General features: G+C 63.5%; 26 protein-coding genes. 15 read left to right on the top strand and 11 right to left on the bottom strand.

Annotation, left to right across the window (positions count from 1 at the left end):
• Together BLS48_RS31120 and BLS48_RS31115 are read right to left on the bottom strand one after the other, a co-directional pair.
• Window positions 1–524: sulfate ABC transporter substrate-binding protein (locus BLS48_RS31120; RefSeq protein ID WP_143019559.1), on the bottom strand; the 524-nt coding region annotated here is incomplete at its 3' end.
• A gap of 758 nt (window positions 525–1,282) precedes the next feature.
• Entirely contained in the window at window positions 1,283–1,840 is a 558-nt protein-coding gene (locus tag BLS48_RS31115) for a transglutaminase-like cysteine peptidase (protein ID WP_091586030.1), read from the bottom strand.
• Between the two features lie 174 nt (window positions 1,841–2,014).
• On the opposite strand from BLS48_RS31115, the gene BLS48_RS35355 reads away from it, so the two are divergent.
• A complete protein-coding gene (locus tag BLS48_RS35355; RefSeq protein WP_143019558.1) occupies window positions 2,015–2,479 on the top strand; it encodes a hypothetical protein in 465 nt (154 codons plus the stop codon).
• Between the two features lie 115 nt (window positions 2,480–2,594).
• Here the strand turns inward: BLS48_RS35355 and BLS48_RS31110 are convergent, their stop codons facing one another.
• The 5 genes from BLS48_RS31110 to BLS48_RS31085 form a co-directional block, all read right to left on the bottom strand.
• Complete coding sequence (locus BLS48_RS31110) at window positions 2,595–3,272, bottom strand: YjbE family putative metal transport protein (protein WP_091586051.1); 678 nt, start codon at window positions 3,270–3,272, stop codon at window positions 2,595–2,597.
• A 522-nt stretch (window positions 3,273–3,794) separates the two neighbouring features.
• A complete protein-coding gene (locus BLS48_RS31100; protein WP_167365318.1) occupies window positions 3,795–4,895 on the bottom strand; it encodes an alcohol dehydrogenase family protein in 1,101 nt (366 codons plus the stop codon).
• A gap of 18 nt (window positions 4,896–4,913) precedes the next feature.
• The gene (locus tag BLS48_RS31095) at window positions 4,914–6,293 is read right to left on the bottom strand and encodes an aspartate aminotransferase family protein (protein ID WP_091586026.1); all 1,380 of its coding nucleotides are present in this window, start codon (window positions 6,291–6,293) and stop codon (window positions 4,914–4,916) included.
• A gap of 32 nt (window positions 6,294–6,325) precedes the next feature.
• On the bottom strand, window positions 6,326–7,819 hold the full coding sequence (locus BLS48_RS31090) for an NAD-dependent succinate-semialdehyde dehydrogenase (RefSeq protein ID WP_091586049.1): 1,494 nt from the start codon (window positions 7,817–7,819) through the stop codon (window positions 6,326–6,328).
• A 135-nt stretch (window positions 7,820–7,954) separates the two neighbouring features.
• On the bottom strand, window positions 7,955–8,446 hold the full coding sequence (locus BLS48_RS31085) for an Lrp/AsnC family transcriptional regulator (protein ID WP_091586046.1): 492 nt from the start codon (window positions 8,444–8,446) through the stop codon (window positions 7,955–7,957).
• Between the two features lie 83 nt (window positions 8,447–8,529).
• On the opposite strand from BLS48_RS31085, the gene ehuR reads away from it, so the two are divergent.
• From ehuR to BLS48_RS31030, 11 genes are all read left to right on the top strand, one after another.
• The gene (gene ehuR, locus BLS48_RS31080) at window positions 8,530–9,915 is read left to right on the top strand and encodes a MocR-like ectoine utilization transcription factor EhuR (protein ID WP_091586024.1); all 1,386 of its coding nucleotides are present in this window, start codon (window positions 8,530–8,532) and stop codon (window positions 9,913–9,915) included.
• Between the two features lie 125 nt (window positions 9,916–10,040).
• On the top strand, window positions 10,041–10,832 hold the full coding sequence (ehuA, locus tag BLS48_RS31075; RefSeq protein ID WP_091586022.1) for an ectoine/hydroxyectoine ABC transporter ATP-binding protein EhuA: 792 nt from the start codon (window positions 10,041–10,043) through the stop codon (window positions 10,830–10,832).
• Window positions 10,833–10,921: 89 nt separating this feature from the next.
• Window positions 10,922–11,773, top strand: a complete 852-nt coding sequence (ehuB, locus tag BLS48_RS31070; protein WP_091586020.1) for an ectoine/hydroxyectoine ABC transporter substrate-binding protein EhuB — start codon at window positions 10,922–10,924, stop codon at window positions 11,771–11,773.
• A 107-nt stretch (window positions 11,774–11,880) separates the two neighbouring features.
• Window positions 11,881–12,540: an ectoine/hydroxyectoine ABC transporter permease subunit EhuC gene (ehuC, locus tag BLS48_RS31065; protein WP_091586018.1), complete on the top strand. Its 660-nt coding sequence runs from the start codon at window positions 11,881–11,883 to the stop codon at window positions 12,538–12,540.
• Window positions 12,541–12,574: 34 nt separating this feature from the next.
• Window positions 12,575–13,234 (top strand): ectoine/hydroxyectoine ABC transporter permease subunit EhuD, encoded by a 660-nt coding sequence (gene ehuD / locus BLS48_RS31060; RefSeq protein WP_091586016.1) that lies wholly within the window; start codon window positions 12,575–12,577, stop codon window positions 13,232–13,234.
• 3 nt (window positions 13,235–13,237) lie between these two features.
• Window positions 13,238–14,017, top strand: a complete 780-nt coding sequence (eutA, locus tag BLS48_RS31055) for an ectoine utilization protein EutA (protein ID WP_091586014.1) — start codon at window positions 13,238–13,240, stop codon at window positions 14,015–14,017.
• Between the two features lie 5 nt (window positions 14,018–14,022).
• Window positions 14,023–15,015, top strand: coding sequence for a hydroxyectoine utilization dehydratase EutB (eutB, locus tag BLS48_RS31050; RefSeq protein WP_091586043.1), 993 nt, complete (start codon window positions 14,023–14,025; stop codon window positions 15,013–15,015).
• Complete coding sequence (eutC, locus tag BLS48_RS31045) at window positions 15,012–16,004, top strand: ectoine utilization protein EutC (RefSeq protein WP_091586012.1); 993 nt, start codon at window positions 15,012–15,014, stop codon at window positions 16,002–16,004. Before eutB ends, eutC begins: the two co-directional genes overlap by 4 nt.
• Before the next feature lie 135 nt (window positions 16,005–16,139).
• On the top strand, window positions 16,140–17,318 hold the full coding sequence (gene doeA, locus BLS48_RS31040) for an ectoine hydrolase DoeA (RefSeq protein ID WP_091586010.1): 1,179 nt from the start codon (window positions 16,140–16,142) through the stop codon (window positions 17,316–17,318).
• Window positions 17,319–17,323: 5 nt separating this feature from the next.
• The gene (gene doeB, locus BLS48_RS31035) at window positions 17,324–18,322 is read left to right on the top strand and encodes a N(2)-acetyl-L-2,4-diaminobutanoate deacetylase DoeB (protein ID WP_091586008.1); all 999 of its coding nucleotides are present in this window, start codon (window positions 17,324–17,326) and stop codon (window positions 18,320–18,322) included.
• Window positions 18,323–18,766: 444 nt separating this feature from the next.
• The gene (locus BLS48_RS31030; RefSeq protein WP_091586006.1) at window positions 18,767–19,021 is read left to right on the top strand and encodes a DUF768 domain-containing protein; all 255 of its coding nucleotides are present in this window, start codon (window positions 18,767–18,769) and stop codon (window positions 19,019–19,021) included.
• A gap of 156 nt (window positions 19,022–19,177) precedes the next feature.
• Here the strand turns inward: BLS48_RS31030 and BLS48_RS31025 are convergent, their stop codons facing one another.
• Both BLS48_RS31025 and xseA read right to left on the bottom strand, forming a co-directional pair.
• Window positions 19,178–20,296, bottom strand: coding sequence for a DmpA family aminopeptidase (locus tag BLS48_RS31025; protein WP_091586004.1), 1,119 nt, complete (start codon window positions 20,294–20,296; stop codon window positions 19,178–19,180).
• A gap of 4 nt (window positions 20,297–20,300) precedes the next feature.
• Window positions 20,301–21,866: an exodeoxyribonuclease VII large subunit gene (gene xseA, locus BLS48_RS31020; RefSeq protein WP_091586002.1), complete on the bottom strand. Its 1,566-nt coding sequence runs from the start codon at window positions 21,864–21,866 to the stop codon at window positions 20,301–20,303.
• A gap of 105 nt (window positions 21,867–21,971) precedes the next feature.
• On the opposite strand from xseA, the gene BLS48_RS31015 reads away from it, so the two are divergent.
• Window positions 21,972–23,804, top strand: a complete 1,833-nt coding sequence (locus tag BLS48_RS31015; protein WP_280142558.1) for a bifunctional diguanylate cyclase/phosphodiesterase — start codon at window positions 21,972–21,974, stop codon at window positions 23,802–23,804.
• Window positions 23,686–24,129: an EAL domain-containing protein gene (locus BLS48_RS36635; RefSeq protein ID WP_483127885.1), complete on the top strand. Its 444-nt coding sequence runs from the start codon at window positions 23,686–23,688 to the stop codon at window positions 24,127–24,129. Before BLS48_RS31015 ends, BLS48_RS36635 begins: the two co-directional genes overlap by 119 nt.
• Before the next feature lie 5 nt (window positions 24,130–24,134).
• On the opposite strand, the gene BLS48_RS31010 is transcribed toward BLS48_RS36635, so the two are convergent.
• Window positions 24,135–25,091 carry a LysR substrate-binding domain-containing protein gene (locus BLS48_RS31010; protein ID WP_091586000.1) on the bottom strand — a complete coding sequence of 319 codons (957 nt, stop codon included), beginning with the start codon at window positions 25,089–25,091 and terminating at the stop codon, window positions 24,135–24,137.
• 179 nt (window positions 25,092–25,270) lie between these two features.
• Between BLS48_RS31010 and BLS48_RS31005 the strand changes: the two genes are divergently transcribed.
• Window positions 25,271–25,561, top strand: a complete 291-nt coding sequence (locus BLS48_RS31005) for a DUF1127 domain-containing protein (protein ID WP_091585998.1) — start codon at window positions 25,271–25,273, stop codon at window positions 25,559–25,561.
• Window positions 25,562–25,734: 173 nt separating this feature from the next.
• On the opposite strand, the gene BLS48_RS31000 is transcribed toward BLS48_RS31005, so the two are convergent.
• Entirely contained in the window at window positions 25,735–26,745 is a 1,011-nt protein-coding gene (locus BLS48_RS31000; protein WP_091585996.1) for a DUF937 domain-containing protein, read from the bottom strand.
• Window positions 26,746–26,806: the final 61 nt, after the last annotated feature.

Below are 26,806 nucleotides of genomic sequence, written 5' to 3'. Positions count from 1 at the left end.
TTGGCGTTGGCGTAGGCCCAGGCGGCAAGATAGTTCCAGCGCGCGCCGCCCGAGGTCTTGGGGTTGGGGGTGATCACCTGGACGCCGTCCTTGACCAGGTCGTTCCAGTCGTGAATGGCCTTGGGATTGCCCTTGCGGACAAGGAAGATGATGGTCGAGGTGTAGGGCGCCGCGTTGTTGTCGAATTTGGTACGCCAGTCCGCATTGATCTTCTTCGACTTGGCGACGATGGCGTTGATGTCGCCTTCGAGCGCCAGCGTCACCACATCGGCGTCGAGGCCGTCGATCACGGCGCGGGCCTGGGCGCCCGATCCGCCATGCGATTGCTGGATGGTGACCGTCTCGCCGGTCTCGGCCTTCCAGTGCGCGGCGAAGGCTTCGTCATAGGCCTTGTAGAGTTCGCGTGTCGGATCGTAGGACACGTTGAGGATGGTGGTGTCGGCGAACGCGAAACCGAGCGTGCCGAACTGGACAGACGTGGCGACCAGCGCGCCGAGCAGTTTCCGGAAATGAGGTTTGGTCATTTCTGCCTCCGTTGAACTCGCGCCAAATCTACGGAATTGATAGAAATAAGATGCATTCATCTTAATGGGCAAACATGCCGGACCAGCTAATCCAAAAGTGGAGCCTTGGCTGGGATACCCGCCAAAATGCGGCCGCACGCAATTCTGGCCTGTTCATTGCTTCAGCAATCCCGAGGGCAACCAGTGCATCGACGTGATGCGAAACTGCCAGCGTGCGAGCGCATTGGCACTACGATCCATCATCGTTCAAAGACTGTGTGGATCGCGGCAGGAAGCTAGCAACTGGATTTGAGGTGAAAGGACTGTCGCCAGCACTTGCGCTGGCGTTGTGGATGAAAGCAGCCCCGTGTGGAGGATCTGGGATACCTCCCCGCCGTGACCAAGGCCGGTCGCTCTGCAACCAGGTCTTTTTGCGGGAAGAACTTCTCCGTCACGATCGTTTCTACAGCTTCGATGGCAATGGGATTGGAAAAAATGTCTCGAAATCACGCAGAGCTATGCGCTCGGGCGAGTGCGCGCGGCATCACGATCTATCAACGTTCAAAGACAGTGTGGATTGCGGCGGGGAGCTATCGGGGACGGGATTTTGAAGTGAAAGGACGGTCTCCAGCAATCGCTCTCGCATTCTGGGTGGAAGCCGCCCGGTATAGAGGCTCGGAAATATAAAGCCGTCCAGGCCCCGTTGGGCGGAAATTGGTCGGCGCCAAGTCTAGCCTGACACGGAGCAGTGAAGTCGGATGCAAGGAACTCGAAAGCCGTCAAGAGCTGATCCGCACCCACTTCCCGCTGGCGGACTGGGATTGGCGGGCAAAATAATGGTACGAAGTGCGTGACCAGTCCCTGATCACGCTGCCACGGTTATCCAGAATCAAGTCTCCCTTGTCGGTTCGCACTGTAAGCACCGTGTGACCTTCGCCGCCGAGTGTCGCGACCGTCAGGAGCAAGGCGGAAGCCGGCCATCCACGCTTCAAAAGCTCGCTCTTTTTCAGGATCGCAATATCCTCGCAGTCGCCCTGTTTGGTCGGCACGCGCCAATCGTCGACGCTGCCCGCCGTGACGAGGTCGCTACGCTCCTCGATCCGGCGATTGACGGAGGTGTTCACGGCTTCGAGTTCGGCCTTGCGTGCCGGCGTCAGCGTCACCAGCTTGACCTGCCCGTCGGTGCTGCAGAGTCTCGGATGGCTGACGCAGAAAACACGAGCGGCCGGTGGTGGGAATGCATACCCCTTTGTGACCATCATCGCATTGGTTGTCTGCATGGTTTCACTGCAACCAGTTGCCACCATGGCTACGGCAACAAGCGTAGCGAAACGCATCACGTACCGTCTCCTTTAGTTGTCAACATGACGAACAAGCCTCGCAGAATAAGGTAAATCAATCCTTAAAAAGGTATTTTCAGTCAATATACATAACAATATGTTACCAAATTGTAGAAATTGGTTGATAGCGCCTTGGTTTGGGGCCATGTGCGCTTTCCGTTGGAGGAAGAAATGTTACGATATCTGGCTTGGAGGGGAAGAACTCATTCGGCCTTACTCATTTCATCTGCTCTTCTGGCTGCGAATTGGGCGAGTTCCGCAGCAGCACAGGACAGTATTCGGCCGCGGCTGACAGCAGCCCAATGCCAACCACTTACCGACGCCAACTATGCGCGGTGTTGTATCGCGATCAATCGCAGGAGTATCCTTTCGTCAGACCAAATTGAGCAATGCCCACCCCTCACAACCTCGCTGATAGCGACAACGCTTACACGTCTTGGCGACAGCAACGTTCCCGGCGGTGGAGATGATACCAGCGGCGGTGACACTGGTGGCAAGGGCGGCGACACTGGTGGCAAGGGCGGCGACACCGGTGCCAAGGGCGGCGATACCGGCGGCAAGGGCGGTGACACCGGCGGCAAGGATGGCGATTCCGGCGATAAAGGTGGCGATTCCGGCAGGGGTTCCGGCAACTAGGTTCCGGGTGTTGCCAAAGCGGCTGTTTGGGGCATCACTTCACGCCCAGCGTACGGCGAGGCTACTCTCCAATACTGCCGGTTGAAGATCCGGGGCCGCCGAGCGCCCCGGAGGTCTAATAAGTCTGGGCCGATGAGGCCTTCGAAAAAAACGTTCCGTAGTCGAGCGCTTTCAACTGCCCGACGCCATCCAGCACCATGCTGCCCGCGACATAGACAATGACCGCAAGGCCGAGCCAGCCGATCCAGCGGTATCTGGCCAGCAGCGCCGCCGCCAGCGTCGAGGCGACCGCCATCAGGACCACCGACAGGATGAGACCGAAGATCAGTGCATCCATGTCGTCGCTTGCCGCGCCGGCCACGGCGAGCACATTGTCCAGCGACATCGAAACGTCGGCGACAATAATCTGAATGATCGCGGTGCGTAGCGCCTTGGCCGGTCGTTTCGCCACAAGGCTGGCCGTGTCGAGATCGACGTCTGTGCCGTTTCCGTCACTGGCGTCGCCGGCGGATCGCAATTCCTCGAACATGTTCCAGCAGACCCAGAACAGCAGCAGGCCGCCGACAAGCATGATGCCCGGGATTTCCAGCAATTGCACCGCCACCACGGCAAAGACGATACGGATCACCGCCGCGGCGGCGATGCCGGTCATGATCGCCTTCTGGCGCAGGTCTCTTGCCAGGCCGACCGCCGCCATGCCGATCACCACGACATTGTCGCCCGAGAGAACGAGATTGATGGTGATGACTTCCAGATAGGCCGCGATCGTCGCCTGGTCGATCTCAAACGGCATCAGGCAAGCTCCGCTGGGGGTGGCAAGCACCAGGCCCATCGCCGGCATTGCCCGAAAAAGACAGCAGCATGCCGGTCATGCTTGTCAAAAAAATCACCGACAATGTGACGTCCCCCGCCCCCACGGCGACCAGCAAGATGGCTGGATCGTACCATATGGTGTTTCGCGTCCGAGAAGATAGGGGTAGGCCGTGGCCACCGAAGTGGAAGCGACGCAAGGCAGGATGCCGTGGACCGTCAGGCGATGGAAAAGCCGCCGCCGATCGGTCGGCCGCGCTTCACCACATCATGGAGTGAAGCGACGCAGGCTGAGATTGCTTACGGCACCGTCTCCGTCTGCTATGCGGGCAGTGCCGCCGCCAGGCGGTTCGCCCACTCCTCGATGCCGGACCCTGTCGACAAAAGGTCCTGCCGGATCTCGACGAGGACGGCGGGATCCCGCGATCGTCGCCATGGATGGGGGCGGCGTAGTCGGCGTCGCGGCTGATCACATAGGGCACGTTGGCCGCGACGTCTGTTTGGCTCAGAAACCGGATCCGCTTTTCCACATGGCGTCCGGCACCACCACCAGCTTGCCGACGAAATCCTTGGCGATGAAATCCGCCTGAGCATGGTGGAAATCGGAGAGCTTGTAGACGCCGCCGACCAGCGGCCAGATTTTCTTCGCCTCGATGTATCCAACGATGCGGCGAAAATCGGCGCGCGTGCCCTGGCTTGAACCATGCAGCTGCAGCTGTTTCAGATACATGGTCCTCAGATCGAGCTGGACGACCGGACCGGCGATCGCGCCGGCGGTGGTGTAGCGGCCCTCGGGCCGAAGGATGCGCAGCAGGTCGTTGAAGATCGCTCCACCGACGAGGTCAGCCACGACGTCGATCGGCTGACCGCTGGTCGCCTCGTTCACGGCTTGCGGCAGGTCGGCGATGCCACGGGTGATGACAGCCTCGGCGCCGATGTCGAGCACCGCCTGTTCCTTGCCCTTGCCGACGACGGCGTAGGGAACGGCGCCGCGCGCCCGCGCCAGTTGCACGATGCCGGAACCGACGCCGCCCGAGGCGCCGGTGACCAGCACACGCTCGCCGGCCTTCAAGGCAGCGCGCTCCAGCATCTGTTCGCCGGTGAGGTAGGCGCAGCAGAAGGTGGCGAGCTCTACGTCGCTCAGGTTCGTGTCGACGACATGGGCGTTATCGGCCGGCACGGCTTGGTACTCGGCGTAACCGCCATCGCGGCCATGGCCCATATAGTCGATGTCGGCCAGGGAATCGTCTTCGCGATTGTAGATGGAGAAATCGACCATCACTCGTTCGCCGATACGGTACGGCGAAACGCCTTCACCGACGGCAACGATGGTACCGACCGTGTCGGTGCCCTGGATGCGCGGGAAGGTCAGCGTGTTGCCTTGGCGCCGCCAAGTCGACACCGCTGCCGCGTCCTCTTCGGTGCCGTAGGCGCCCTGGCGCACCCAGACATCGGTGTTGTTCATGCCGCAAGCTGTGACCTTGACCAGCACTTCACCAGGCGCGGGCGAGGGCACTTTGACATCGGTGCGGTAGACGAGCTTTTCCGGGCCGCCGTGCCCGGTCAAAAGCACGGCGGCCATGGTGGCGGGGAGGATTTTGGTCATGGCATTCACAGGTCGATTTCAGAGATTGGCAAACACGCTCTTCACCGCATCGGCGGTCTTGGCCACCACGATGTCGGCCTCTTCACGCGTCAGGCAGAGCGGCGGCGCAAAACCCAGGATGTCGCCCTGCGGCATGGCGCGGCCGATGACGCCGCTTGCCGCAAGCGCTGTCGCCACCTGCGGGCCGACCTTCTGCGAGGCGTCGAAGAACACCCGGTCGTCCCTGTCGGCGACGAATTCGACCGCCGCCAGCATGCCGTCGCCGCGCACGTCGCCGACATTCTTGTGGCCGCCGACCGCCTTGCCGAGCTCCGCGCGGAAATAGGCGCCGGTCTCGCGGGCATTTGTCACCAGGTCCATTTCGTCGATCAGTTCTAGATTGGCCACACCTGCGGCAACGCAAATCGGATGCGCCGAATAGGTCCAGCCATGGCCGAGCGAGCCGAGCTTGTCAGAACCCTCGACCAGCACCTGCCACATCTTGTCGGCGACAATGACGCCCGACAGCGGCGCATAGGCCGAGGTGAGGCCCTTGGCGATGGTGATCAGGTCCGGCTTGATGCCGTAATGGTCGGAGCCGAACATGGTGCCCAGTCGGCCGAAGCCGGTCACCACCTCGTCGGCGACCAGCAGCACGTCGTACTTCTTCAGCACGGCCTGGATTTTTTCCCAGTAACCGGCAGGCGGCGGCACGATGCCGCCGGTGCCGAGGATCGGCTCGCCGATGAACGCGGCGACGGTTTCCGGACCCTCGGTCAGGATCATCTCCTCGAGCTTGTCGGCGCAATGCTGCGAGAACTGCTCCTCGCTCATCGAGCGATCGGCGCGGCGGAAATAATAGGGCGCCTCGGTGTGCAGGATCGGCGCGCGCGGCAGGTCGAAGGCATTGTGGAACAGGTCGAGCCCGGTCAGCGATCCCGTCATCACGCCCGAACCATGATAGCCGCGCCAGCGCGAGATGATCTTCTTCTTCTCCGGCCGTCCGAGCACATTGTTGTAGTACCAGATCAGCTTGATGTTGGTTTCGTTGGCGTCCGAACCGGAGAGACCGAAATAGACCCTCGACATGCCCTTTGGCGCGCGGTCGATGATCATCTTGGCAAGCGTGATCGAGGCCTCGGTCCCGTGACCGACATAGGCGTGATAGTAGGCGAGGTTCTTGGCCTGGGCTGCGATCGCATCAGCAATCTTCTGGCGGCCATAGCCGACATTGACGCAATAGAGTCCGGCGAAGGCATCGATGCTCTTCCTGCCATTGTTGTCCCAGACGGTGACGCCTTCGCCGCCGGCCATGATGCGGGTCGGGCTCTCGCCGCGCGCATGCGTGCCCATATGCGTCGAGGGGTGGAAGAAGTGGTCGCGATCCCAGGCGGCGAGTTCGTTGGACTGGTCGAGCATTTTTTGACTCCTTGAGGGATGGCCGGACGAACCTATGCGACGTCCAGGCAGAGGTATTTGAGATCCGTGAAAGCTTCGAGCCCGTGGCGCGAGCCCTCGCGGCCGATGCCGGATTGCTTGACGCCACCGAACGGGATCGGCGCGCCGGTGATCTTGACGCGGTTGATGGCAACCATGCCGTAGTCGAGCGCGCGGCCCATGCGTTGCTGGCGGGCGCCGTTCTCGGTCACGACATAGGCGACAAGGCCATATTCGGTGGCGTTGGCGCGGGCAATCACCTCGTCCTCGCTGTCGAACGGAGTGACGGCGGCGACGGGGCCAAAGGTCTCCTCGCGCATGATCAGCGCTTCATCGGCGACATCTACCAGCAGCGTCGGCTGGTAGAACAGTGGCCCGGCCTGGTGCCGCGCACCGCCGGTGAGACAGCGCGCGCCATGGGTCAGCGCATCGGCGACCTGCGCTTCGACCTTCAGGACGGCGCGCTCATGCATCAGCGGCCCGATCTCGATTTCCTGGGCAAGGCCGTTGCCTGTCCGCAATTGTTCGATGCGCCTGGCGAAGGCGGCGCAGAAGCGATCGTAGATCGGACGCTGCACATAGATGCGGTTGGCGGCGAGGCAGTCCTGCCCCGACGTGGCGAATTTGGCGTCGATGGCGATGCTCACGGCCTTGTCGAGATCGGCGTCGGCAAAGACGATCAGCGGCGCGTGGCCGCCAAGCTCCATCACCAGTCGCTTCATCGTCGCGGCACTTTGTGCGGCGATCAGCCTGCCGATCTCGGTCGAGCCGGTGAAGCTCATGGCGCGAACACGCGGGTCTTCGCACATCCGGCCGACGATCGTCGAAGCCTTGCCGGTGACGATGTTGAAGACGCCTGCGGGCAGGCCGGCGCGCTCGCCGAGTTCGGCCAGCGCCAGCGCCGAGAGAGGCGTTTCCGAGGACGGATGCGCGACGATGGTGCAGCCGGCGGCGAGTGCCGCGGCCGCCTTGCGGGTCAGCATCGCCGACGGAAAATTCCACGGCGTGACGACACCGACGACACCCAGCGGCTCGCGTCGCACCATCATTTCGGCGTTCGGCAGATGGCTGGTGACGCTCTCGGCGTTCTGGCGCCTGGCCTCCTCGGCATACCATTCGACGAAGGAGGCGGCATAGTCGATCTCGCCCAGCGACTCTTGCAGCGGCTTGCCCTGTTCCAGTGTCATCAGCAGGGCCAGATCATCCTTCGCGGCGATGATCAGCTCGAACCATTTTCGCAGAATCCTTGAACGCTCCTGCGGCAGCAGCGACCGCCAGGCCGGCAAGGCTCGCGCGGCGGCATCGATCGCGTTTGTCGTCTGCCGCGCATCCAGCGCGGCAACGAAGGCGACAGTGGTGCCGGTCGCCGGATCGGTGACCTCGAAGCTCTCGGCCGCCTCGCTCGCCGTCCAGTGGCCATCGACATAGGCAAGCTCACGCAGCAGCCGGCGGTCGGCGAGGCGGTCAAGCGCTTCGTGGCGGTGCGAACGGGCAAAATGCGCGGACATCATCGGCTGCTCCCGGTTGGGGTGATGCCGCAAGAGTAGGTCTGTCCCGCGAAGGAAAGAGGCTGTTTAAGCGCCGGTGCGTAGAGAGATTATCTCTATTGCGTGGCCCATGCAGATGATCTCTCTCGGATGTTGCTACATCTGTACCGGCAACAGATCGGCCACCGGCAGAACGGTCTCGTCCTTCACCGTCTTGATGACGATGTAGGTGAAGTAGCGGTCGATGCCGATTTCGCGCTCGAGCAAGCCGTCGACCAGCCGTTGATAGGCGTCGATGTCGCGCGCCATCACCTTCAGCACATAGTCGACGCCGCCGCCCACCGACCAGCAGGCGACGATCTCGGGGATGTCGCGGATGACGCGCTCGAAGCGGTCGAAATCGGCCTGGCGGTGGTTGGCCAGCGTCACCTCCATCAGCACTGTGGCAACGGGTGCCACGACGCGCATGGCGATCCGGGCGTGATAGCCCGAGACGATGCCGGCCTTCTCCAGCTTGCGCAGCCGCATCCAGCAAGGCGTCGGCGACAGCCCGACCTGCTCGGCCAGCGCCAGCTTGGTGATGCGTCCGTCACGCTGGATGGCTTCGAGGATTTTCAGGTCGATCGGGTCGAGTTTCGCTGATGTCATCGGCGTCCACTTTTTCGTCCACCGCACCATGACGGCGCATTATTTCGATTGTCAATTGCACTGATTTCGATCTCTAATAAGTCATGACATTGTGGCAACCCGATCCCACGCTCATCCGGCGGCCAGCCTATCAATCGCTGGCCGACCAGTTCGCGCGCGCCATCCATGACGGGCGCCTTGCCAACGGTGCACGGCTGCCAACCCATCGCCGGCTGGCCGACGATTTGAAACTGTCGGTGCAGACGGTCAGCCGTGCCTATGAGGAGTTGATCCGGCGCGGCCTGATTTCGGGCGAGATCGGTCGCGGCAGTTTCGTCCAGACGCAGCGCCGCGAGCCGGAGCCGCCCTATTTGCCCGAGCGGCTGGGCGAGGTCATCGATCTCTCGATCCTGAAGCCGGTCTGCGAGCCGATGCATCTGGAGCGGCTGAAGCAGGCGCTCGGCTGGCTGGCCGAAAACCTGCCGTCGAGTTCGGCGCTCTCGTTCCGGCCCAACATGGTGTTTCCGCGCCACCGCGCGGTGGCGGTCGAATGGCTGAAGCTGTGCGGGCTCGACATCTCCGCGCAGAACATCAGCCTGACCAATGGCGCCACCGCCGGCATGACGGTGGCGCTGATGAGCGTGGCGCCGCCTGGTTCGACCGTCGCCACCGAGGCAATCGGTCACCACACGCTGGTGCCGCTGGCGCGCTATCTCGGCTTCAACCTCGAAGGACTGCCGATCGACGGCAATGGCCTGATCCCCGAGGCGCTGGACGAGGCCTGCCGGCTTTCCGACATCCGCGCGGTGTTCGTGCAGCCGTCGGTGATCAACCCGACGGCGACGCTGATGGATGCCGCACGGCGCGAGCAGATCGCTGCGGTCGCGCGCAAGCACGACATCGCCATCATCGAAAACGATGTGCTGGGTCCCCTGGTCGAGGACCGGCCGCCGCCGGTCGCAGCCTTTGCGCCGGAGCGTACGCTCTACGTCACCTCGTTCACCAAGATCACCGTGCCTGGTCTGCGCATCGGCTATCTCGCCGCTCCCGACCGCTATGTCGCAGCCGTCGCCAACCGGCATCTGGTTTCCAACTGGATGGCGACGCCGCTGGTGGCCGAGATCGCCACCAAATGGGTGACCGACGGCACCGCGATGGAACTTGTCCGCTGGCAACGCACGGCACTGCGGCGGCGGCAGGACATCGCCGCCGAGGTGCTGGCAGGGGTCGACTATCGCGCCCGCCGCGACGGGCTGCATATCTGGCTGCAATTGCCCGCCGATCGCACCGAGGAGAGCTTTGTCGCCCAGGCACGGCTGCGGGGCGTGGCGATCGCGCCCGGCACCTCCTTCCGCATTTCGGACGCGCCATGGCATCCGGCGGTGCGCATCTCGCTGGGTTCGACCACCGAGGGGGAACTGCGTGCCGGCCTCGGCGTTGTCACCAAGTTGCTGCTTGGCGATCCGGAGCATCTGCTGCTGGCAATCTAGGCAGGCGATGTTCCGAAATTGTGCGGAATCAGAATAATTGTCATGATATTATTTTCCCAATTGACATGATTTGGCGCGTTCCGCATCGTTAAGGGCACAGGCTTCTCCTGCACGGGGAAATTCACTTGTCCGCAACCGCGCCCATCATCAAGATCGACGGCATCTCGAAGAGCTTCGGCAGCTTCAAGGTGCTGGACGGCCTGTCGATGCAGGTCATGCCACGCGAGAAGCTGGCGCTGATTGGCCCGTCCGGCTCAGGCAAGACGACGATCCTGCGCATCCTGATGACGCTGGAGCGCATCGATGGCGGTCACATCCAGGTCGACGGCGAGCAGCTCTATCACATGGAGCGCAATGGCCAGTTGCTGCCTGCCTACGAGCGCCATCTGGCCAAGATGCGCCAGAAGATCGGAATGGTCTTCCAGCTGTTCAACCTGTTTCCACACAAGAGCGTCATCGACAATGTCACGCTGGCGCCGATGCTGACCAAGGGCATGCCGCGCGCCGCCGCCGAAAAGCGGGCGATGGACCTGCTCGAGATGGTCGGCATGGCCGACAAGGCCAAAGCGATGCCGGCGCAGCTGTCCGGCGGCCAGAAGCAGCGCGTAGCGATCGCCCGGGCGCTCGCCCTGCAGCCGAAAATCATGCTGTTCGACGAGGTGACGTCGGCGCTCGACCCCGAACTGGTCGAAGAGGTGCTCAACGTGTTGTGGCGGCTCTGCGCCGAGACCGACATGACAATGCTGCTGGTCACCCACGAGATGGGTTTTGCCCACGACTTTGCCGACCGGGTTCTGTTCTTCGATCGGGGAAAGATCGTTGAGGAGGGCAAGCCCGACGAGATTTTCCGCCATCCCAAGCAGGAGCGCACGCAAGGCTTCCTGAAGAAGATCATCGCGGCTGGACATCGCGTCTGACCGCCATGCCCGAGGCGGAAACGCCGTCCTCAAGGGCGGCGAGGCCGTCTCGTAACAAAACCAAGACAAGAAGCAAGGAGTTGGGAACAATGAAGAAACTTGGTATTCTGGCCGGCGTCGCCGGCCTTGCACTGACGGCGGTGCTGGCCGCCTCGACCGCCGGTTCGGCCGACGACAGCAAGCTCGAACAGTTGAAGGCGCAAGGTTTCGCCCGCGTCGCCATCGCCAACGAGCCGCCCTATACGGCGGTCGCCGCCGACGGCAAGGTTTCGGGTGCCGCACCCGATGTGGCGCGTGAGATCTTCAAACGTCTTGGCGTCAACGACATCGTCGCCTCGATCTCCGAATATGGCGCGATGATCCCTGGCCTGAAGGCCGGGCGCTTCGACGTCGTCACCGCCGGCCTGTTCATGAAGCCGGAGCGTTGCGCGGCGGTCGCCTATTCCGAGCCGGTGCTGTGCGATGCCGAGGCGATGCTGGTGAAGAAGGGCAATCCGAAAGGCTTCAAGAGCTATGAGGATGTCGCCAAGGACGCGACAGCGACGATTGGCGCGCCGGGCGGCGGCACCGAGGAGAAGCTGGCGCTCAATGCCGGCGTGCCGCGCGAGCGCGTCATCGTCGTACCGGACGGCCAGAGCGGCGTGAAGATGCTGCAGGACGGCCGCATCGATGCCTATTCGCTCCCCGTGCTGTCGATCAACGACCTGGTCAAGAAGGCCGCTGATCCGAACCTCGAGGTGATCGCGCCGGTGCAGGGCGCGCCGGTCTATTGCGACGGCGCCGCCTTCAAGAAGGGCGACGAGGCGTTGCGCGACGCCTACGACGTCGAACTGGCCAAGATGAAGAAGTCCGGCGAGTTCGCCAAGATCATCGAGCCCTATGGCTTCTCGGCGGCGGCTGCGATGTCGACGACGCGCGACAAGCTCTGCGCGGCCAAGTAGGCGCTGCCCATCACCCTCACCCCGTAAAGAACGGGGAGAGGGTGCCGGCAGGCGGATGAGGGGCGGCTCCGACGTTCGATGATGATCGGTAAGGAAAACTCAAGTCCATGACCCAGTGGTCCGGCTATCTCGGCCTGATATTGCAGGGAGCGCTTGTCACCATCGAGCTGACGCTGATGGGGTCGGTGCTTGCCCTGATCATGGCCTTCCTCGCCGGCATGGGGCGGCTGTCGCGCTTCTTCGCGCTGCGCGCGCTGGCCACCGCCTATATCGAGTTCTTCCGTGGCACCTCGATCTTCGTGCAGCTGTTCTTTGCCTATTTCGTGTTGCCGTTGGCGGGCGTCGAACTGACCCCGTTGCAAGCCGGCGTGTTGGCACTGGGCTTGAATGTCGGCGCCTATGCCGCCGAAGTGGTGCGCGGCGCCGTGCAGTCGATCGGCCGCGAACAGCACGAGGCCTGCATCGCGCTCAATCTCGGCCGCTGGCAGGGCATGCGCCATGTCATCCTGCCACAGGCGTTTCTGGTGATGCTGCCGACGTTCGGCAACAACGCCATCGAATTGCTCAAGGCGACCGCCGTCGTCTCGCTGATCTCGCTCGCGGACCTGACTTTCCAGGCACAGGTGGTGCGCGCCCAGACCGGCAACACCATGGTGCCGTTCACCACCATCCTGATCATCTATTTCATCCTGGCGCTGCTCATTTCGTGGGGCGTGCGCTCGCTGGAACGCCGCATGGCGCGCGGCCTTGATGGGGTGCGTGTCTGATGGCCAACGCCCTTCTGATAAATTGGGCCTGCTGATGGAATGGGATTGGAATTTCGTCTGGGAAATCATGCCGACCCTGATCCAGGGGGTGAAGATCACCATCCTGGCGACGCTGCTCGGCTCTGTGCTGGCGGCGATCATCGGGCTGGGCATCGCGCTGGCGCGCCGCTCGCCAAACAGGGCCTTGTCGCGCACGGTCGGCTTTCTGGCCGAGTTCATCCGTGGCACGCCGCTGTTGGTGCAGCTCTATTTCATCTTCTATGTGCTGCCCGACATCGGCATCCTGTTGCCGCCGCTCGTCGCCGGCGTCATCGGGCTCGGGCTGCACTATGGAACCTATACGGCGGAAGTTTACCGGGCCGGTATCGACAATGTGCCGCGTGGCCAGTGGGAGGCCGCCAAGGCGTGCAATCTCAACGCCAGGCAAACCTGGACCCACATCATCATTCCGCAGGCCATTCCGCCGATGATACCGGCGCTGGCCAATTATTTCATCGCCATGTTCAAGGAAACGCCGCTGCTGTCGGCGATCACTGTGCTGGAGCTGATGAACCAGGCGAAAAGCGTGGCCAATACTTATTACCGCTATATCGAGCCGATCACGCTGGTCGGCGCTTTCTTCCTCGCCATCAGTCTTTGCTCGGTCGTGCTGCTGCGCTGGCTGGAACGCCGCTACGGCAAGATCGAGAGGTAGTCCGTGAAACCCTTACCTGAGATAAAGGTCTATCCGAAACGGCCGGTGTTGGATGACCGCCCGCTGGAGCGGCGCGTCGGCCTGATCATCCTTGCCACCGACCACACGACCGAGCCGGACTTTCGCCGCATGGTGGCGAGCGAGCGCATCGGCGTCTATGTCGCGCGCATCCCCTACGCCAACCCGACGACGCCACAGAACCTGCGCAAGATGCAGCCGGCGCTGACGGCCGGCGCCGCGCTGGTCCTGCCCGACGAGAAGCTCGACGCCATCTGCTATTCCTGCACTTCGGCCTCGGTGGTGATCGGCGATGCCGAGATCGAGGCGGCGATCCAGGCCGCCAAGCCCGGCGTGGCCGTCGTCACGCCGCCAATGGCTGGCGTACGTGGGCTGAATTCATTCGGTGCGCGCAAGATCAGCATCCTCACCCCTTACACGGTCGAGACCAGCAGGCCGATGGCGGCCTACTTCGCGGCGAAAGGGTTCGAGATCGCCAGCTTCACCTGTCTCGGTTTCGAGGACGACCGCGAGATGGCGCGCATCGCACCGGCTGCGCTTGTCGATCTCGCGCGTCAGGCGACACACGCGCAGGCTGACGCATTGTTCGTGTCCTGCACGGCGCTGCGGGCCGCGCTCGCGGTCACCGGGATGGAACAGGCGATCGGCCGCCCGGTGGTGACCAGCAATCAAGCGACCGCCTGGAACTGCCTGCGTCTTTGCGGCGACGAGACAGCCCATCCCCAATTCGGTCGTCTGATGACGCTGCCGCTGCCGCGCGATTGACGATCATGGCACAGGTTACTCCCAACGACATCGACGCCGCGCGTGAACGCATCGCCGGCAAGATCGAGCGCACGCCGACTGTGATATCCCAGAGCCTTTCCGATCGTCTTGGCGTCCCGGTCCATCTCAAGCTCGAACACCGTCAGATCACCGGCAGCTTCAAATTGCGCGGCGCCTCGAATGCCGTCGCTTCGCTGAATACCGAGCAGAAGGCGCGCGGCGTGGTTGCGGCCTCGACCGGCAATCACGGTCGGGCGCTAGCGCATGCGGCGAAGCTTGAAGGCATGCGCGCGGTGATTTGCATGTCGCGGCTGGTGCCGGGCAACAAGCTCGACGAAATCCGCCGGCTTGGTGCCGAAATTCTTATCGTCGGCAACAGCCAGGACGATGCCCAGCAGGAAGTCGAGCGGCTGGTGGCGCAAGAGGGGCTGGTCATGTTGCCGCCCTTCGACCATCCGGCGATCATTGCCGGGCAAGGCACGCTCGGCTTGGAGATGCTCGAGCAGGTCCCGGACGCCGCTCTTGTCCTGGTGCCGCTGTCCGGCGGCGGGTTGGCCACGGGCATTGCCGCTGCCGTCAAGGGCGTCAGCCCCAGGACAAAGGTCATCGGCGTCTCGATGGCGCGTGGCGCGGCGATGAAGGCCAGCCTCGATGCCGGCCGACCGATACTGGTGGAAGAATTGCCGACGCTGGCGGATTCGCTCGGCGGTGGCATCGGCCTCGACAACCAGCTGACCTTCGCTATGTGCCGCGACCTGCTCGATGATGTCATCCTGCTTGGCGAGGACGAAATCGCCGCCGGCATCCGCCACGCCTATGCGCAGGAGCGCGAGATCGTCGAAGGCGCCGGCGCGGTCGGCATCGCCGCACTGCTCGCCGGCAAGGTCAACGCAAAGGGGCCGGTCGTCGTGCTGCTCTCGGGCCGCAACATCGATATGGGTCTGCACCGGACAATCGTCTGCGGCGAGGCGTTGGCAACTTCGGAGCGCGCGGCATGAGCCGGATGACGATCCTCACCGAAGCCGAATTGCGCAAGATCGTGACGCTCGACCTCGATGCCGTCGCTTGCGTCGAAAATGCCTTCCGCGCGCTCGCCACCTTGCCGGTGGCGATGCCGCCGATCCTGCGCCTCGACATTCCCGAACATCGCGGCGAGGTCGACGTGAAGACCGCCTACGTGCCCGGCATCGACGGCTTTGCCATCAAGATCAGCCCCGGCTTCTTCGACAATCCGAAGCTCGGTCTGCCCAGCGTCAACGGCATGATGGTGCTGTTGTCCGCCAAAACAGGTTTGGTCGAAGCGCTGCTGCTCGACAACGGCTATCTCACCGATGTCCGCACGGCCGCTGCCGGGGCGGTCGCGGCCCGGCATCTGTCGCGGCCGGATTCGGCTGTTGCCACGATCTTCGGCGCCGGCGTGCAAGCCGGATTGCAGCTGGAAGCACTCATGCTGGTGCGGCCGATCGCCGAGGCGCGTATCTGGGCGCGCGATGCCGTCAAGGCTGAAGCCGCGGCCGGCGCCTTGCGCGAAAAGCTCGGCATCGTCGTGCGCGCCGAGCCGGATGCAGCAGGGGCCGTTGCCGGCACCGATATCATCGTCACCACCACGCCCTCGACCGAGCCGCTGGTCAAGGCCGGCTTCGTCTTCGCCGGGCAGCATATCACCGCGATGGGCTCGGACGCCGAGCACAAGAACGAGATCGCGCCGGCCATCCTGCGCATGGCCGATCTCTATGTCGCCGACAGCGCCCGCCAGACAAGGCGGCTGGGCGAGCTGCATCACGCCATCGCGGCGGGCGTCATGGCCGCCGACGAACAGGTGACCGAACTCGGTCAGATCATCGCCGGCGAACGACACGGCCGGCGTTCGGCCAGCGACATCACCATCGTCGACCTGACCGGCACTGGCGCGCAGGACACGGCGATTGCCACGCTCGCTCGCGACCGGGCGCGCGCGGCCAATTCCGGAACGATTTTCGAAAGCTGATGCTGGCCGCAGGAGCATGATCCGGAAAAGTGGAAACCGGTTTTCCGAGAAGATCATGCTCAGGCAAAAAATGCCTGGAGCCGGATTCAACGAAGTTGAAACAGGCCCCAGGCCCAACAAACGAGGAAGCAAAGAATGATGCCGAACCTGAAATTCTCGCGCGGCGAATATGCGGATCGCCTCGCCAAGACACGGCAAGCCATGGAGGCCAAGGGTGTCGATCTCCTGATCGTCAGCGACCCGTCCAACATGGCCTGGCTGACCGGCTATGACGGGTGGTCGTTCTATGTGCACCAGGCGGTCATCGTGCCACCATCGGGCGAGCCGATCTGGTACGGCCGTGGTCAGGACGCCAACGGCGCCAAGCGCACTGCCTACCTCGCGCACGACAATATCGTCGGCTACGCCGACAACTATGTGCAGTCGACCGAGCGCCACCCGATGGACTATCTGTCCAGCGTGCTTGCCGATCGCGGCTGGGGCAAGCTCACCGTCGGCGTCGAGATGGACAATTACTGGTTCTCCGCCGCGGCCTTCGCATCGTTGCAAAAGCATTTGCCCAATGCCCGCTTCGTCGATGCCACCGCTCTGGTCAACTGGCAGCGCGCGGTGAAGAGCCCGACCGAAATCGGCTATATGCGCAACGCCGCCCGCATCGTCGAAGCCATGCACCAGCGCATTTTCGACAAGATCGAGGTCGGCATGCGCAAATGCGATCTGGTCGCCGAGATCTATGACGCAGGCACGCGCGGCGTCGACGGCATCGGTGGCGATTATCCAGCGATCGTGCCGCTGCTGCCGTCCGGCGCCGACGCCTCGGCGCCGCATCTGACCTGGGACGACAAGCCGATGAAGCGGGGCGAGGGCACTTTCTTCGAGATCGCCGGCTGCTATCACCGCTATCATTGCCCGCTGTCGCGCACCGTGTTCCTCGGCAAGCCGACGCAGGAGTTCCTCGATGCCGAGAAGGCGACGCTGGAAGGCATGGATGCGGGCTTGGCGGCAGCGAAACCCGGCAACACCTGTGAGGACATCGCCAATGCCTTCTTCGCGGTGCTGAAGAAATATGGCATCGTCAAGGACAACCGCACCGGCTATCCGATCGGCCTGTCTTATCCGCCGGACTGGGGCGAACGCACGATGAGCCTACGCCCCGGCGATCGCACCGAGCTCAAGCCCGGCATGACCTTCCATTTCATGACCGGTCTGTGGCTGGAGACGATGGGGCTGGAGATCACCGAGTCGATCCTGATCACCGAGACCGGTGTAGAGTGCCTCGCCAATGTGCCGCGCAAGCTGGTGGTGAAGGATTGAAACCGATGTCCAGTCTCCGCCCGTCGCCGATAGCGCCGACCGTCGATTTCGACCGCGACGGCGTCCAGCACGGCTTCCTGCGCCTCCCCTACAGCCGCGACGATTCGGCCTGGGGTTCGGTGATGATCCCGATCTGCGTCATCCGCAATGGCAAGGGGCCAACAGCGCTGGTGACCGGCGGCAACCATGGCGACGAGTATGAGGGGCCGTTGGCGCTCTACGATCTCGCCCGCACGCTCGACCCGAAGCATGTCGGCGGCACGGTGATCATCGTGCCGGCGATGAACTATCCGGCCTTCCGCGCCGGCACACGCACCTCGCCGATCGACAAGGGCAACATGAACCGCAGCTTTCCCGGCCGGCCGGACGGCACGGTGACCGAGAAGATCGCCGATTATTTCCAGCGCGAATTGCTGCCGCGCTCCGACATCGCGCTCGATTTCCATTCCGGCGGCAGGACACTCGACTTCGTGCCCTTCTGCGCGGCCCATATCCGGCCGGACAAGGCGCTGGAGGCGCAGGGGTTCGCGGCTGTCGAAGCGTTTTCCGCGCCCTGGTCGATGAAGATGCTGGAGATCGATGCGGTCGGCATGTTCGACACTGCCGCCGAGGAGATGGGGAAGCTGTTCATCACCACCGAACTGGGCGGCGGCGGCACCTCACGCGCGCAAACCGTGCGGATCGCGCGGCGCGGCGTGCTCAACGTTCTGCGCCATGCCGACATCGTTGCCGGCGCGGTCGAGACGAGCCCGACGCAATGGCTCGACATGCCGTCGGGTGACTGTTTCTCGTTCGCCGAGGATGACGGCATGATCGAGACTATGGTCGATCTTGGCGAACCCGTCGAACAAGGTACGGTGCTGGCGCGGATCCATTCCGTCGGCCGTACCGGCGTTGCGCCCCAGGAGATCCGGGCAAAGATGTCGGGCCTGCTGGCGGCGCGGCATTTCCCTGGCCTGGTGAAGGCCGGTGACTGCGCGGCCGTGGTGGCTGTGGAAGTTTGAACGATTCCCGGGGGGATTCCTTGCCTTGAATCCCTTGCGGGGCCCTCTGACGCGGCGGAAAGAAGCAGGATAACGAGCAGAGTCGACATTGCATGAGGATGTCACTATATAGCGGCGGCTTCGACCCGCGCGCCTGAGGGCAGCACCCCCGGAGCAACTGTGAATGTGTTACGCATTGCGCCATCTATTGTGACGAAATCGGCTCGGAAACCGGAAAAAAGCAAATAGAAACAGTGGCGCAAAGCTGGGTGTGGCCCAGCGAACGGTACCAACCCTCCAGAATCAGAAAATGCTCTTGAACCCTCGATTTCCTTTGGCTCTGTGGACCTTGGATGAGATCGGCTTGCCGGCTGGCGACGACTCGGCTGGAATGGGGACATGCATCCTTTGCCGGATGCGGACGTTTATGATTACCAACCGGCTTTGCCGCCAGGGAACAGCAGCATGAGTGAACACGCGATCGAGTTCTTGCGGGGATGGATCGGCGAAAAGGTCCAGTGCCAGCCGTCCCAGGCCAGGATCGAGAAGCAGGCCGAGACACTGGCCAAGGAATGCGCTGCCAAGGCGGCGGAGGTCGGCATCCCCCTGGAGGACATCCAGGAGGAAGTCGGCGACATTCAAGAGCTGATTGCTTCCCGGCTCGAGGAAGCGGCCGAGGCCGACGAAAACCAGCAGGCATCCAGCAAAGCTGCGGAATGACCGCTTAGAGCAATTCCAGGAAAAGTGCGAAACGGTTTTCCCGGGAAAAGCGCACAGCGCTTTCCCTTGGGAATTGCGTCAAAACAGAGAGTCTAGGGCGACCCTGTCTTGAAACGCGGGTCTATTCGGCCCGCGTATTCGTCTCGGCTTTTCCGTTCAGCCAAACGTCTCTTTCAGCCACGTCTTCGGCAGCGCCGGGACGAAATTACCGTCGCGCCCGGTCATGTCGTCATTGGCGACCAATGCGTTGAGGATCGCTTCCTCAATGCTCTGGATCACCGCATCGAAAAACGGATCGATGTCGGTGTCCGGGACAAAATCAGCGCTGGCGATCCGGCCCGACTGTGCCAGCGCCGCGCTCGCATTGGCGGTCGAGAAGGCGAGAAAAATGTCGCCGGAACTGTGATAGCCGAAGCCACCGGTCATGGCGACGCCGAGCGGCACGCGACGTGCCAGCCGCTTCATCTGATGCGGCAGGAACGGCGCATTGGTGGCAATGACGGCGATGATCGAGCCCTTTTCGGCGCGCGGCGTGCCTTCGCGGATCGCCGGTTCGGCGAGCTCGGGCCCGGCGCGCCGGCCGCGAACCGTGAAATTGTGCCGCTTGCCGAAATTCGACTGCACGAAGGCGCCGACCGTATAGGCGCGGCCGTGCCATTCGACGACGCGCGATGCGGTGCCGGAACCGGCCTTGAAGCCGAAGGTGATCATGCCGGTGCCGCCGCCGACACTGCCTTCCTCGATCGGGCCGCTGGCCGCACCGTCAAGCGCCTGGGCAACGTGTTCGAACGTCAGATGATGGCCGTTGATATCGTTGAGGAAGCCGTCATAGGTCTCCGCCGCTACCGGCAGGCCCCAGGCGCTGTCGAGTGCCGCCGGCAGCACTTGGCTCATCCAGTGCAGCGTGCCGTCGCGTGAGACACCGCAGGAATGCGTGTTGGTGATGGTGACCGGGAAGTTGAAAGCGCCGGTTTCCTCGACGATGTGCGAACCAGTCAGCTCGCCATTGCCGTTTTGGCTGAAGATTCCGGCAAAGACCGGCGTTGCAAGATCGGCGCGCGGCCTGGGCAGGATCGCGGTCACGCCGGTGCGCACCGGTCCCTTGCCGACGACGAGCGCGCCATCGCCTGAAACAAGCGTCGCATAACCGACCGCGACGCCGGGCACGTCGGTGATCGCATTGAACGGCCCTGGCGTCCCGTCGAAGCCGATGCCGAAGCTTCTTGCGCGCGGCTTGCCTGAAGGTGTTGCCAGATGGTGCGGATTGTCGGTCATGGCGTCAGAACAGCGATCCCTGATTGCCGGGCTCCTTGGCCTTGGCCGCTGGCTTGGCCACTGCTTTCGGTTTTGCCGCGCCGCTGGTCGCAACCGCATCCGCGGTGCCGTCGGCGAACTCCAGCGAAAGCGCCATCCCCGAGGCCACGTCGGCCGCCTGCTTGATCACGGCGCCGTCGGCGTCCTTCACCAGCGCAAAGCCGCGCGCCAGCACGGCCTTGTGCGACAACGTGGTCAGCAGGCGATCGGCCTGACTCAGTTGTCCGCGCAGGCGCTCCAACCGCACCGAGATCACCCGATCCTGCCGGCGCGCCAGTGCCGCCAGCGCGTCTCCCTGCAATTTCTGGCGCCGTGCGATCGGTGCCGGCGACAGCCGCGTCGCGGTGCGCGAAAACCGCGCGCGGCGCTCGCGCACGATGGCGAAGAACGCCGCCTGCGCGCGGGCGAGGTCGCGGCCGGTCAGCGTACGGGCTTCGTTGATGCGCCGCGACAGCGTGGCCGGCGTCAGCCTTTGGCCTTGGAGCCGTGCCCGCTTGCGGTCGACGCTGACGGACAGGGCCCGGCCGAGCCTAGATGTCGCTTCGTCGAGGCGTCGGCGCGGCAGCGCCAGCAATTGATCGGGCGACGGCAGCGCGCGGGCGGCGGCGCGGGCTGCCTGCCGCTTGCGTTCGAAATTGCGCAGGACCGCCGCCTTGAGCCGTGCGCCAAGACTGGCAAGCGTCGCTTCGAGGTCGGCCTTCACCGGCACGGCAATTTCGGCCGCACCCGTCGGTGTCGGCGCCCGCACGTCGGCGACGAGGTCGATCAGCGTCCAGTCGGTCTCGTGGCCGACGGCCGAGATCACCGGAATGCCGGAGGCGGCGACGGCGCGGGCGAGCGCCTCGTCGTTGAAGCCCCAGAGGTCTTCGAGGCTGCCGCCGCCGCGCGCCACGATCAACAGGTCCGGGCGCTGAATGGCGCCATCCCAGGCCAGCGCGTTGAAGCCGGTGACCGCGGCGGCCACTTCCGCGCCTGACGTCTCGCCCTGCACGCGCACAGGCCAGACCAGGACATGCAGCGGAAAGCGGTCCTTGATCCTGTGGATGATGTCGCGGATGACGGACCCTGTCGGCGAGGTGACGACGCCGATGACGCGCGGCATGAATGGCAGCAACTGCTTGCGACCGGTGTCGAACAGGCCCTCGGCCTGCAGCCGGCGCTTGCGCTCTTCCAGCAGCGCCATCAGCGCTCCGGCCCCGGCGGGCTCCAGATTGTCGATGACGATCTGGTAGTTGGACTTGCCGGGATAGGTGGTGAGCTTGCCGGTGGCGATCACCTCCATCCCTTCCTCGGGGCGGAATTTCAGCCGGCTCATCGTGCCCTTCCACACCACGGCGTCGAGCCGGGCACGGTCGTCCTTCAGCGCGAAATAGGCATGGCCGGACGAATGCGGCCCGCGGTAGCCGGATATTTCGCCGCGCACCCGCACATTGCCGAAGACATCCTCGACCGTGCGCTTCAGCGCGCCGGAAATCTCGCTCACCGTGTATTCAGTGGCATTGGTGCGTGATTCGGATACTGCCTCGCTCATCGCCCGATTGGGCGATGGTTGGGCGTCTGCGTCAAGGCACCTTTCATAACGCGATCTTAAGCCTGGTTTGATTGAGTTGGATCTAAAGGAACTGGCTAAGGACGCATGAGCGCAGGCGCACACCGCAGCCCACTGACATACCAGGTTACGCTGACGGTGCTGGTGCTCGCCGCCTTGGCACTGCTCATGGTCGTCGGTTTTGGCTCTTACGCGATGGTCCAGGCTGACCGCGCCTCGCTTGAGCGACAAAAGATATTCTTCGCCAACGGCTTGCAGGATCAGATTGCCGCCGTGCAACGCGAGCAGGAAAGTGTCACGGTCTGGGATGATTCCGTCTCCAACGCCAAGGCCAACAATCAGACCTGGATGGTCGAAAACCTCAGCGTCTGGATGTATTCCTATTACGGCCACAACCGAGTCTATGTGCTGGACGAAGCCAACCGGCCGATCCACGCGATGCGCGAAGGGCAAGTGGTGGCACCAGCCGCCTATGGCGAGGACGAGCCTGCTCTGCTGCCCACCATTGAAAAGCTGCGCCGGCTGATTGCCCAACCGGCGAAAGAGAACGCATCCGGCGGGCCGGTCAAATTGGCCGCCGAGGATCTAGTGTCGCTCGACGGAAGGCCTGCCATCCTCAGCGTCATGCCGCTGGTGCCGAGTTCGGATCGTGTCTTTCAGGCGCCGGGAAGCGAGTATCTGCATGTCTCGGCCGAATTCATCGATGACGCCGTCGTCGGCAAGATCGCCGAGAAATACCTGCTCGATGGCGCGCACCTGCTGCCATTGTCGCGACCGGTCGGCTCTGCCTCCATTCCGTTGGTCGATTCCCGTGGTGTCATTCTCGGCTATGTCGGCTGGGATCAGGAGCGTCCTGGCCTGACACTCGTGCGCAAGGCCGGTCCGGCTCTGATCCTCGCGGTGTTGGTCGCCGCGAGCGTGCTGGCGTTCCTGTTGCGTCGTCTGCGCCGCGCATCGTCGGCCCTGCAGATCAGTCAGAGCCAGGCTCAGTATCTCGCCTTTCACGATACCCTCACCGGTCTACCCAATCGGGCCCTGTTCGAGGACCGGCTGCGCCGCGTGTTGCTGACGGCCAACCACGACGGCGTGAAGGTGGCGCTGCTTTATCTCGATATCGATCGGTTCAAGCATGTCAACGATACACTCGGCCATCCCGCCGGCGACGAGCTCGTGCGCCAGACCGCCTCGCGGCTACAGCAGACAATTCGCGAAGTCGATACGGTGGCCCGGCTCGGCGGGGACGAATTCGCCATCATCCTGATCGATGTCCGCGACGTTCGGGATGCCGAGGATATGTCGGAGCGCCTGCAGCAGAAATTCCAGCTGCCCTTCAGCCTGATGGACGATCAAGTTTTTGTCAGCGCCAGCATCGGCATCGCCTTGTCGACGGGGCCCGAGACCGATGCCGATGACCTGCTGCGCAGGGCCGACATCGCTCTGTACGAAGCCAAGAGGAATGGCCGTGGTCGCTACCAGGTCTTCGCCGGCGACATGGACGATCTGTTGCTGCGCAAGCGCAAGGTCGAAAGCGAACTCCGCAACGCCCTGGCCGGTGGCGGCGGCATCAAGCTGGCATATCAGCCGATCTTTGCCGCCGACGGCAGGACTATCCTCGGTGCCGAAGCGCTTGTGCGCTGGACGCACGAAGTTCACGGCGCATTGCCGACGCAGCAGTTCATCGCCATTGCCGAAGAGCGCGGCATGATCGGCGAACTCGGCAAATGGGCGCTGCTCGAAGCCTGCCGCTTTGCAGCCGGGACACGCTTGCCATGGGTGGCCGTCAATCCTTGCCGAGACCGGGCTGGCGCCGGGGCGCCTGCAACTCGAGATCACCGAAAGCGTGTTGCTCGAAAACAACGACACGACACTCACGGCCCTGGCAAAGCTACGCAGGTTGGGGATCAGTGTGGTGCTCGATGATTTTGGTACCGGCTATTCCTCACTGAGTTATCTGCGCCGGCATGCCATCGACAAGCTGAAGATCGACCGTTCATTCGTTCGTCTTCTCGGCGAGGACAGCAGCGCCACCGCCATTGTCAGGGCATTGATCGACCTTGCGATTGCGCTCGATGTCGAGGTGACCGCGGAGGGCGTCGAGACGGAAGTGCAGAAAGCCCTGCTCATCGGCATGGGTTGTCACCAACTGCAAGGCTATCTTCTGGCCCCGCCACTGGAAGCGGTCCAGTTGCTGGGTCTCCCGGGTCTGTCGCTCGGTCAGAGCGAGCCAACTCCGGTCCGGGCGTAGCCTGCCTACCAGCCTGGCAGGATCTGGTTCGGCTTGGCTCGCTTCATCTTGGCGAAGGCGAGTGCGGCGAAGTCGAATGTGCCGGTCTCTTCGCCCAGCGGTACGGAGATGTTGTCCAGGCTTTCCGAAATATGGCGGGCGAGCGCGTCGACGATCTCCGGCCGCGATGTCTGGCCGCGCATGATGCCGATGCGGCAATCGGGCAGGGCGCCGAAGCCGTCGGCTTCGCCCAGCACGCGCATGCCGGGTCTGAGCGCGCATTCTGGCAGCACGGAGATCGCCAGGCCAGAAAGCACCGCCGCGGTGATGACGGTTGCCGAGAAACTGGTGAACAGGATGCGATAGTCGCGGTTCTGCCTGTCCAGCACGTCGACAGCGGCGCGCCGCCAGATGCAGTTCGGCCGGCCAAAGGCCATCGGCAGTGTCTGCTGCTCGTGCGTTGCATGGTTGGCCGAGGTGACCCACAGCAGCGGCTCGCGCCGCACCACTTCCGACTGGCCGCGCGTGTCGTTGTGTGTCACCAGCGCCAGATCGAGATTGCCGCGCTTGATGTGTTCGACCAGCCCCGGCGTCGGTTCGCAGATGACGGTCAGTTCGACGCGCGGATTGGAGCGCGTGAACCGCGCCATGATCTCGGGCAGGAAACGGTCGGCATAGTCGTCGGGCGTGCCGATGCGGATCGTGCCTTCGAGCCGCTGGTCGTCGAAGGCCGCCAGCGTTTCGCGGTTGAGATAGAGCAACCGCCGCGCGTAGGAGAGCAGTTTGTCGCCTTCTTCGGTCAGCTTGTTGGTGCGCCCATCCTTCTCGAACAGCGGCTTGCCGATCCGCTCCTCCAGCCGGCGCATCTGCATGGATACCGCCGACTGGGTCCGGTGCACCTCTTCGGCCGCCCGCGTGAAGCTGCCTGTGTCGGCAATCGAGATGAAGGTCTGCAACTGATCGAGATCGAGCGGCGCTTTCATCGGTCCAATCCATCACTAGTGTTGATGCTAAAGATTAGAAACATTCGTTGGATTAATCAATCGGGCGATGGCAAATTGCTGATATCCACATGAAGGCATGTGAATCGAAGCCGAAACGGTCGCTGTCGCCAGCGCCGATTGGCAAGGCTTTGCCCGTTCGAGTCTGAAGGAGACCGACAATGACCACGTTTGATTTCGCCACCGAGACCTCGCGCATCACCTCGCGTCCGGCCGTTGCGACGCGCGTGGCAAACACCGTCTCCAACGCCTACCGCGCCTGGAAAAACCGCCGCGCCTTCTATCGCCTCGGCGAGATGTCGGATGCCGAACTCGCCGATATCGGCCTGACGCGCGCCGACCTGCACGTCGCCATCGACGTGCCGTTCGGCCGAGACCCGACGGCGATCCTGCGTGAAATCGCCAGCGATCGCGTCGAAACGATCGAGGACATCGCTCGCAAGGTGGCCTGATCTGCCGAATTTCGGTCCTGCTGAACCTTTTCAGGGGCCAGCGCGACCAAGGATTATGCAGGCTCCCCACTCCCTGCCGGTTCCCCCCCGGCCTGCCTGCACGTTGCCCGGTCCTCCCAAGGACCGGGCTTTTCTTTGTCTGCGTTGCCGATGATCGGCCGTTGGCCTGCTGGCTACCGCCGGTCCATGTCCCGTTTGAACTGGTCGAAGATCGTTTCCACGCCCTTCTGGTACTCGTCACGCTGCTGGGCGCCGGTCTCGAACATCTTGCCGAACAGATCGTCGAACGGGTTCCTTGGCCGGCCGCTCGGATTGGTCTGTGGCTGCGGTGCCTGACGCTGCTGCTGTGCCTGAGGTTGCGGCGCCGGCTGTCCACCGGGCATGCCGAAGCCGCCGCCACCGCCTTGCCGCAGCATCTCCTCGAAGATCTTCCCCAGCGGGTTGTCTCCGTAGGGGCTCTGCGTCTGTTGCGGCTGCGGTTGCGCGCGGCCTTGCGACTGTGGCGCGCCGCCGCCGAACATGTCCTGCAGCACCTTGCCGAGCGGATTGTCGCCATAGGGATTGGGTGCCGGCTGCGGTTGGCTTTGCGGCTGCGGTGTCCCGCCGCCGAACATATCCTGCAAAACCTTGCCGAACGGGTTGTCCATCGGATTCTGGGGCTGTGGGGCCGGGGCCTGCATGCCGCCGCCTTGCCGCATCATCTGTTCGATGATCTCGCCCAGCGGATTGCCGCCGCCACCGAAACCGCCAGCGGCCTGCATCTGGCTGGTCGTCTGCTTGAACAGTCCCCCCATGACCATTGAGGCGATCGCCGGCAGCATCTGCTGCAGGATCTGCTGGCTGACGCCGCTCGCCTGCGCCGCCTGGCTGGCCACGGCGCGCGACAGATCCTTCGAGCCGAACAGATGCCCCAATATGCCGTTGCCTTCGTCGACGCCTTGCGGCGAGAAGGCCCGCGTTGCGTCCTCGAAATACTTGGCATGCTGGCCGCTCGCCATCGCAGTCATGAAGGCGCCGAGCCCATAGGGGTCCGCGGTGTTGCGTTGCAGCCCCTGCGAGAAGGCCGGCAGCAGTGCGGCAACCGCCGCCTGCGTCTGCTGCATCGAAAGCCCGTATTGCTGGGCAAGCGCCTGCATGCCGTTGCCGTTCTGGGCCTGCGCCAACATGTCGAACAAGGTAGGCATCGGCTTCTCCTCCGGGAAATCCTTGGCGGAGAGCCTAGTTCGTTTCGATGCCCGATTGAAG

The organism is Mesorhizobium qingshengii, assembly GCF_900103325.1.
Lineage (GTDB): Bacteria > Pseudomonadota > Alphaproteobacteria > Rhizobiales > Rhizobiaceae > Mesorhizobium > Mesorhizobium qingshengii.
This window is presented reverse-complemented; position numbering and strand designations above follow the sequence as displayed.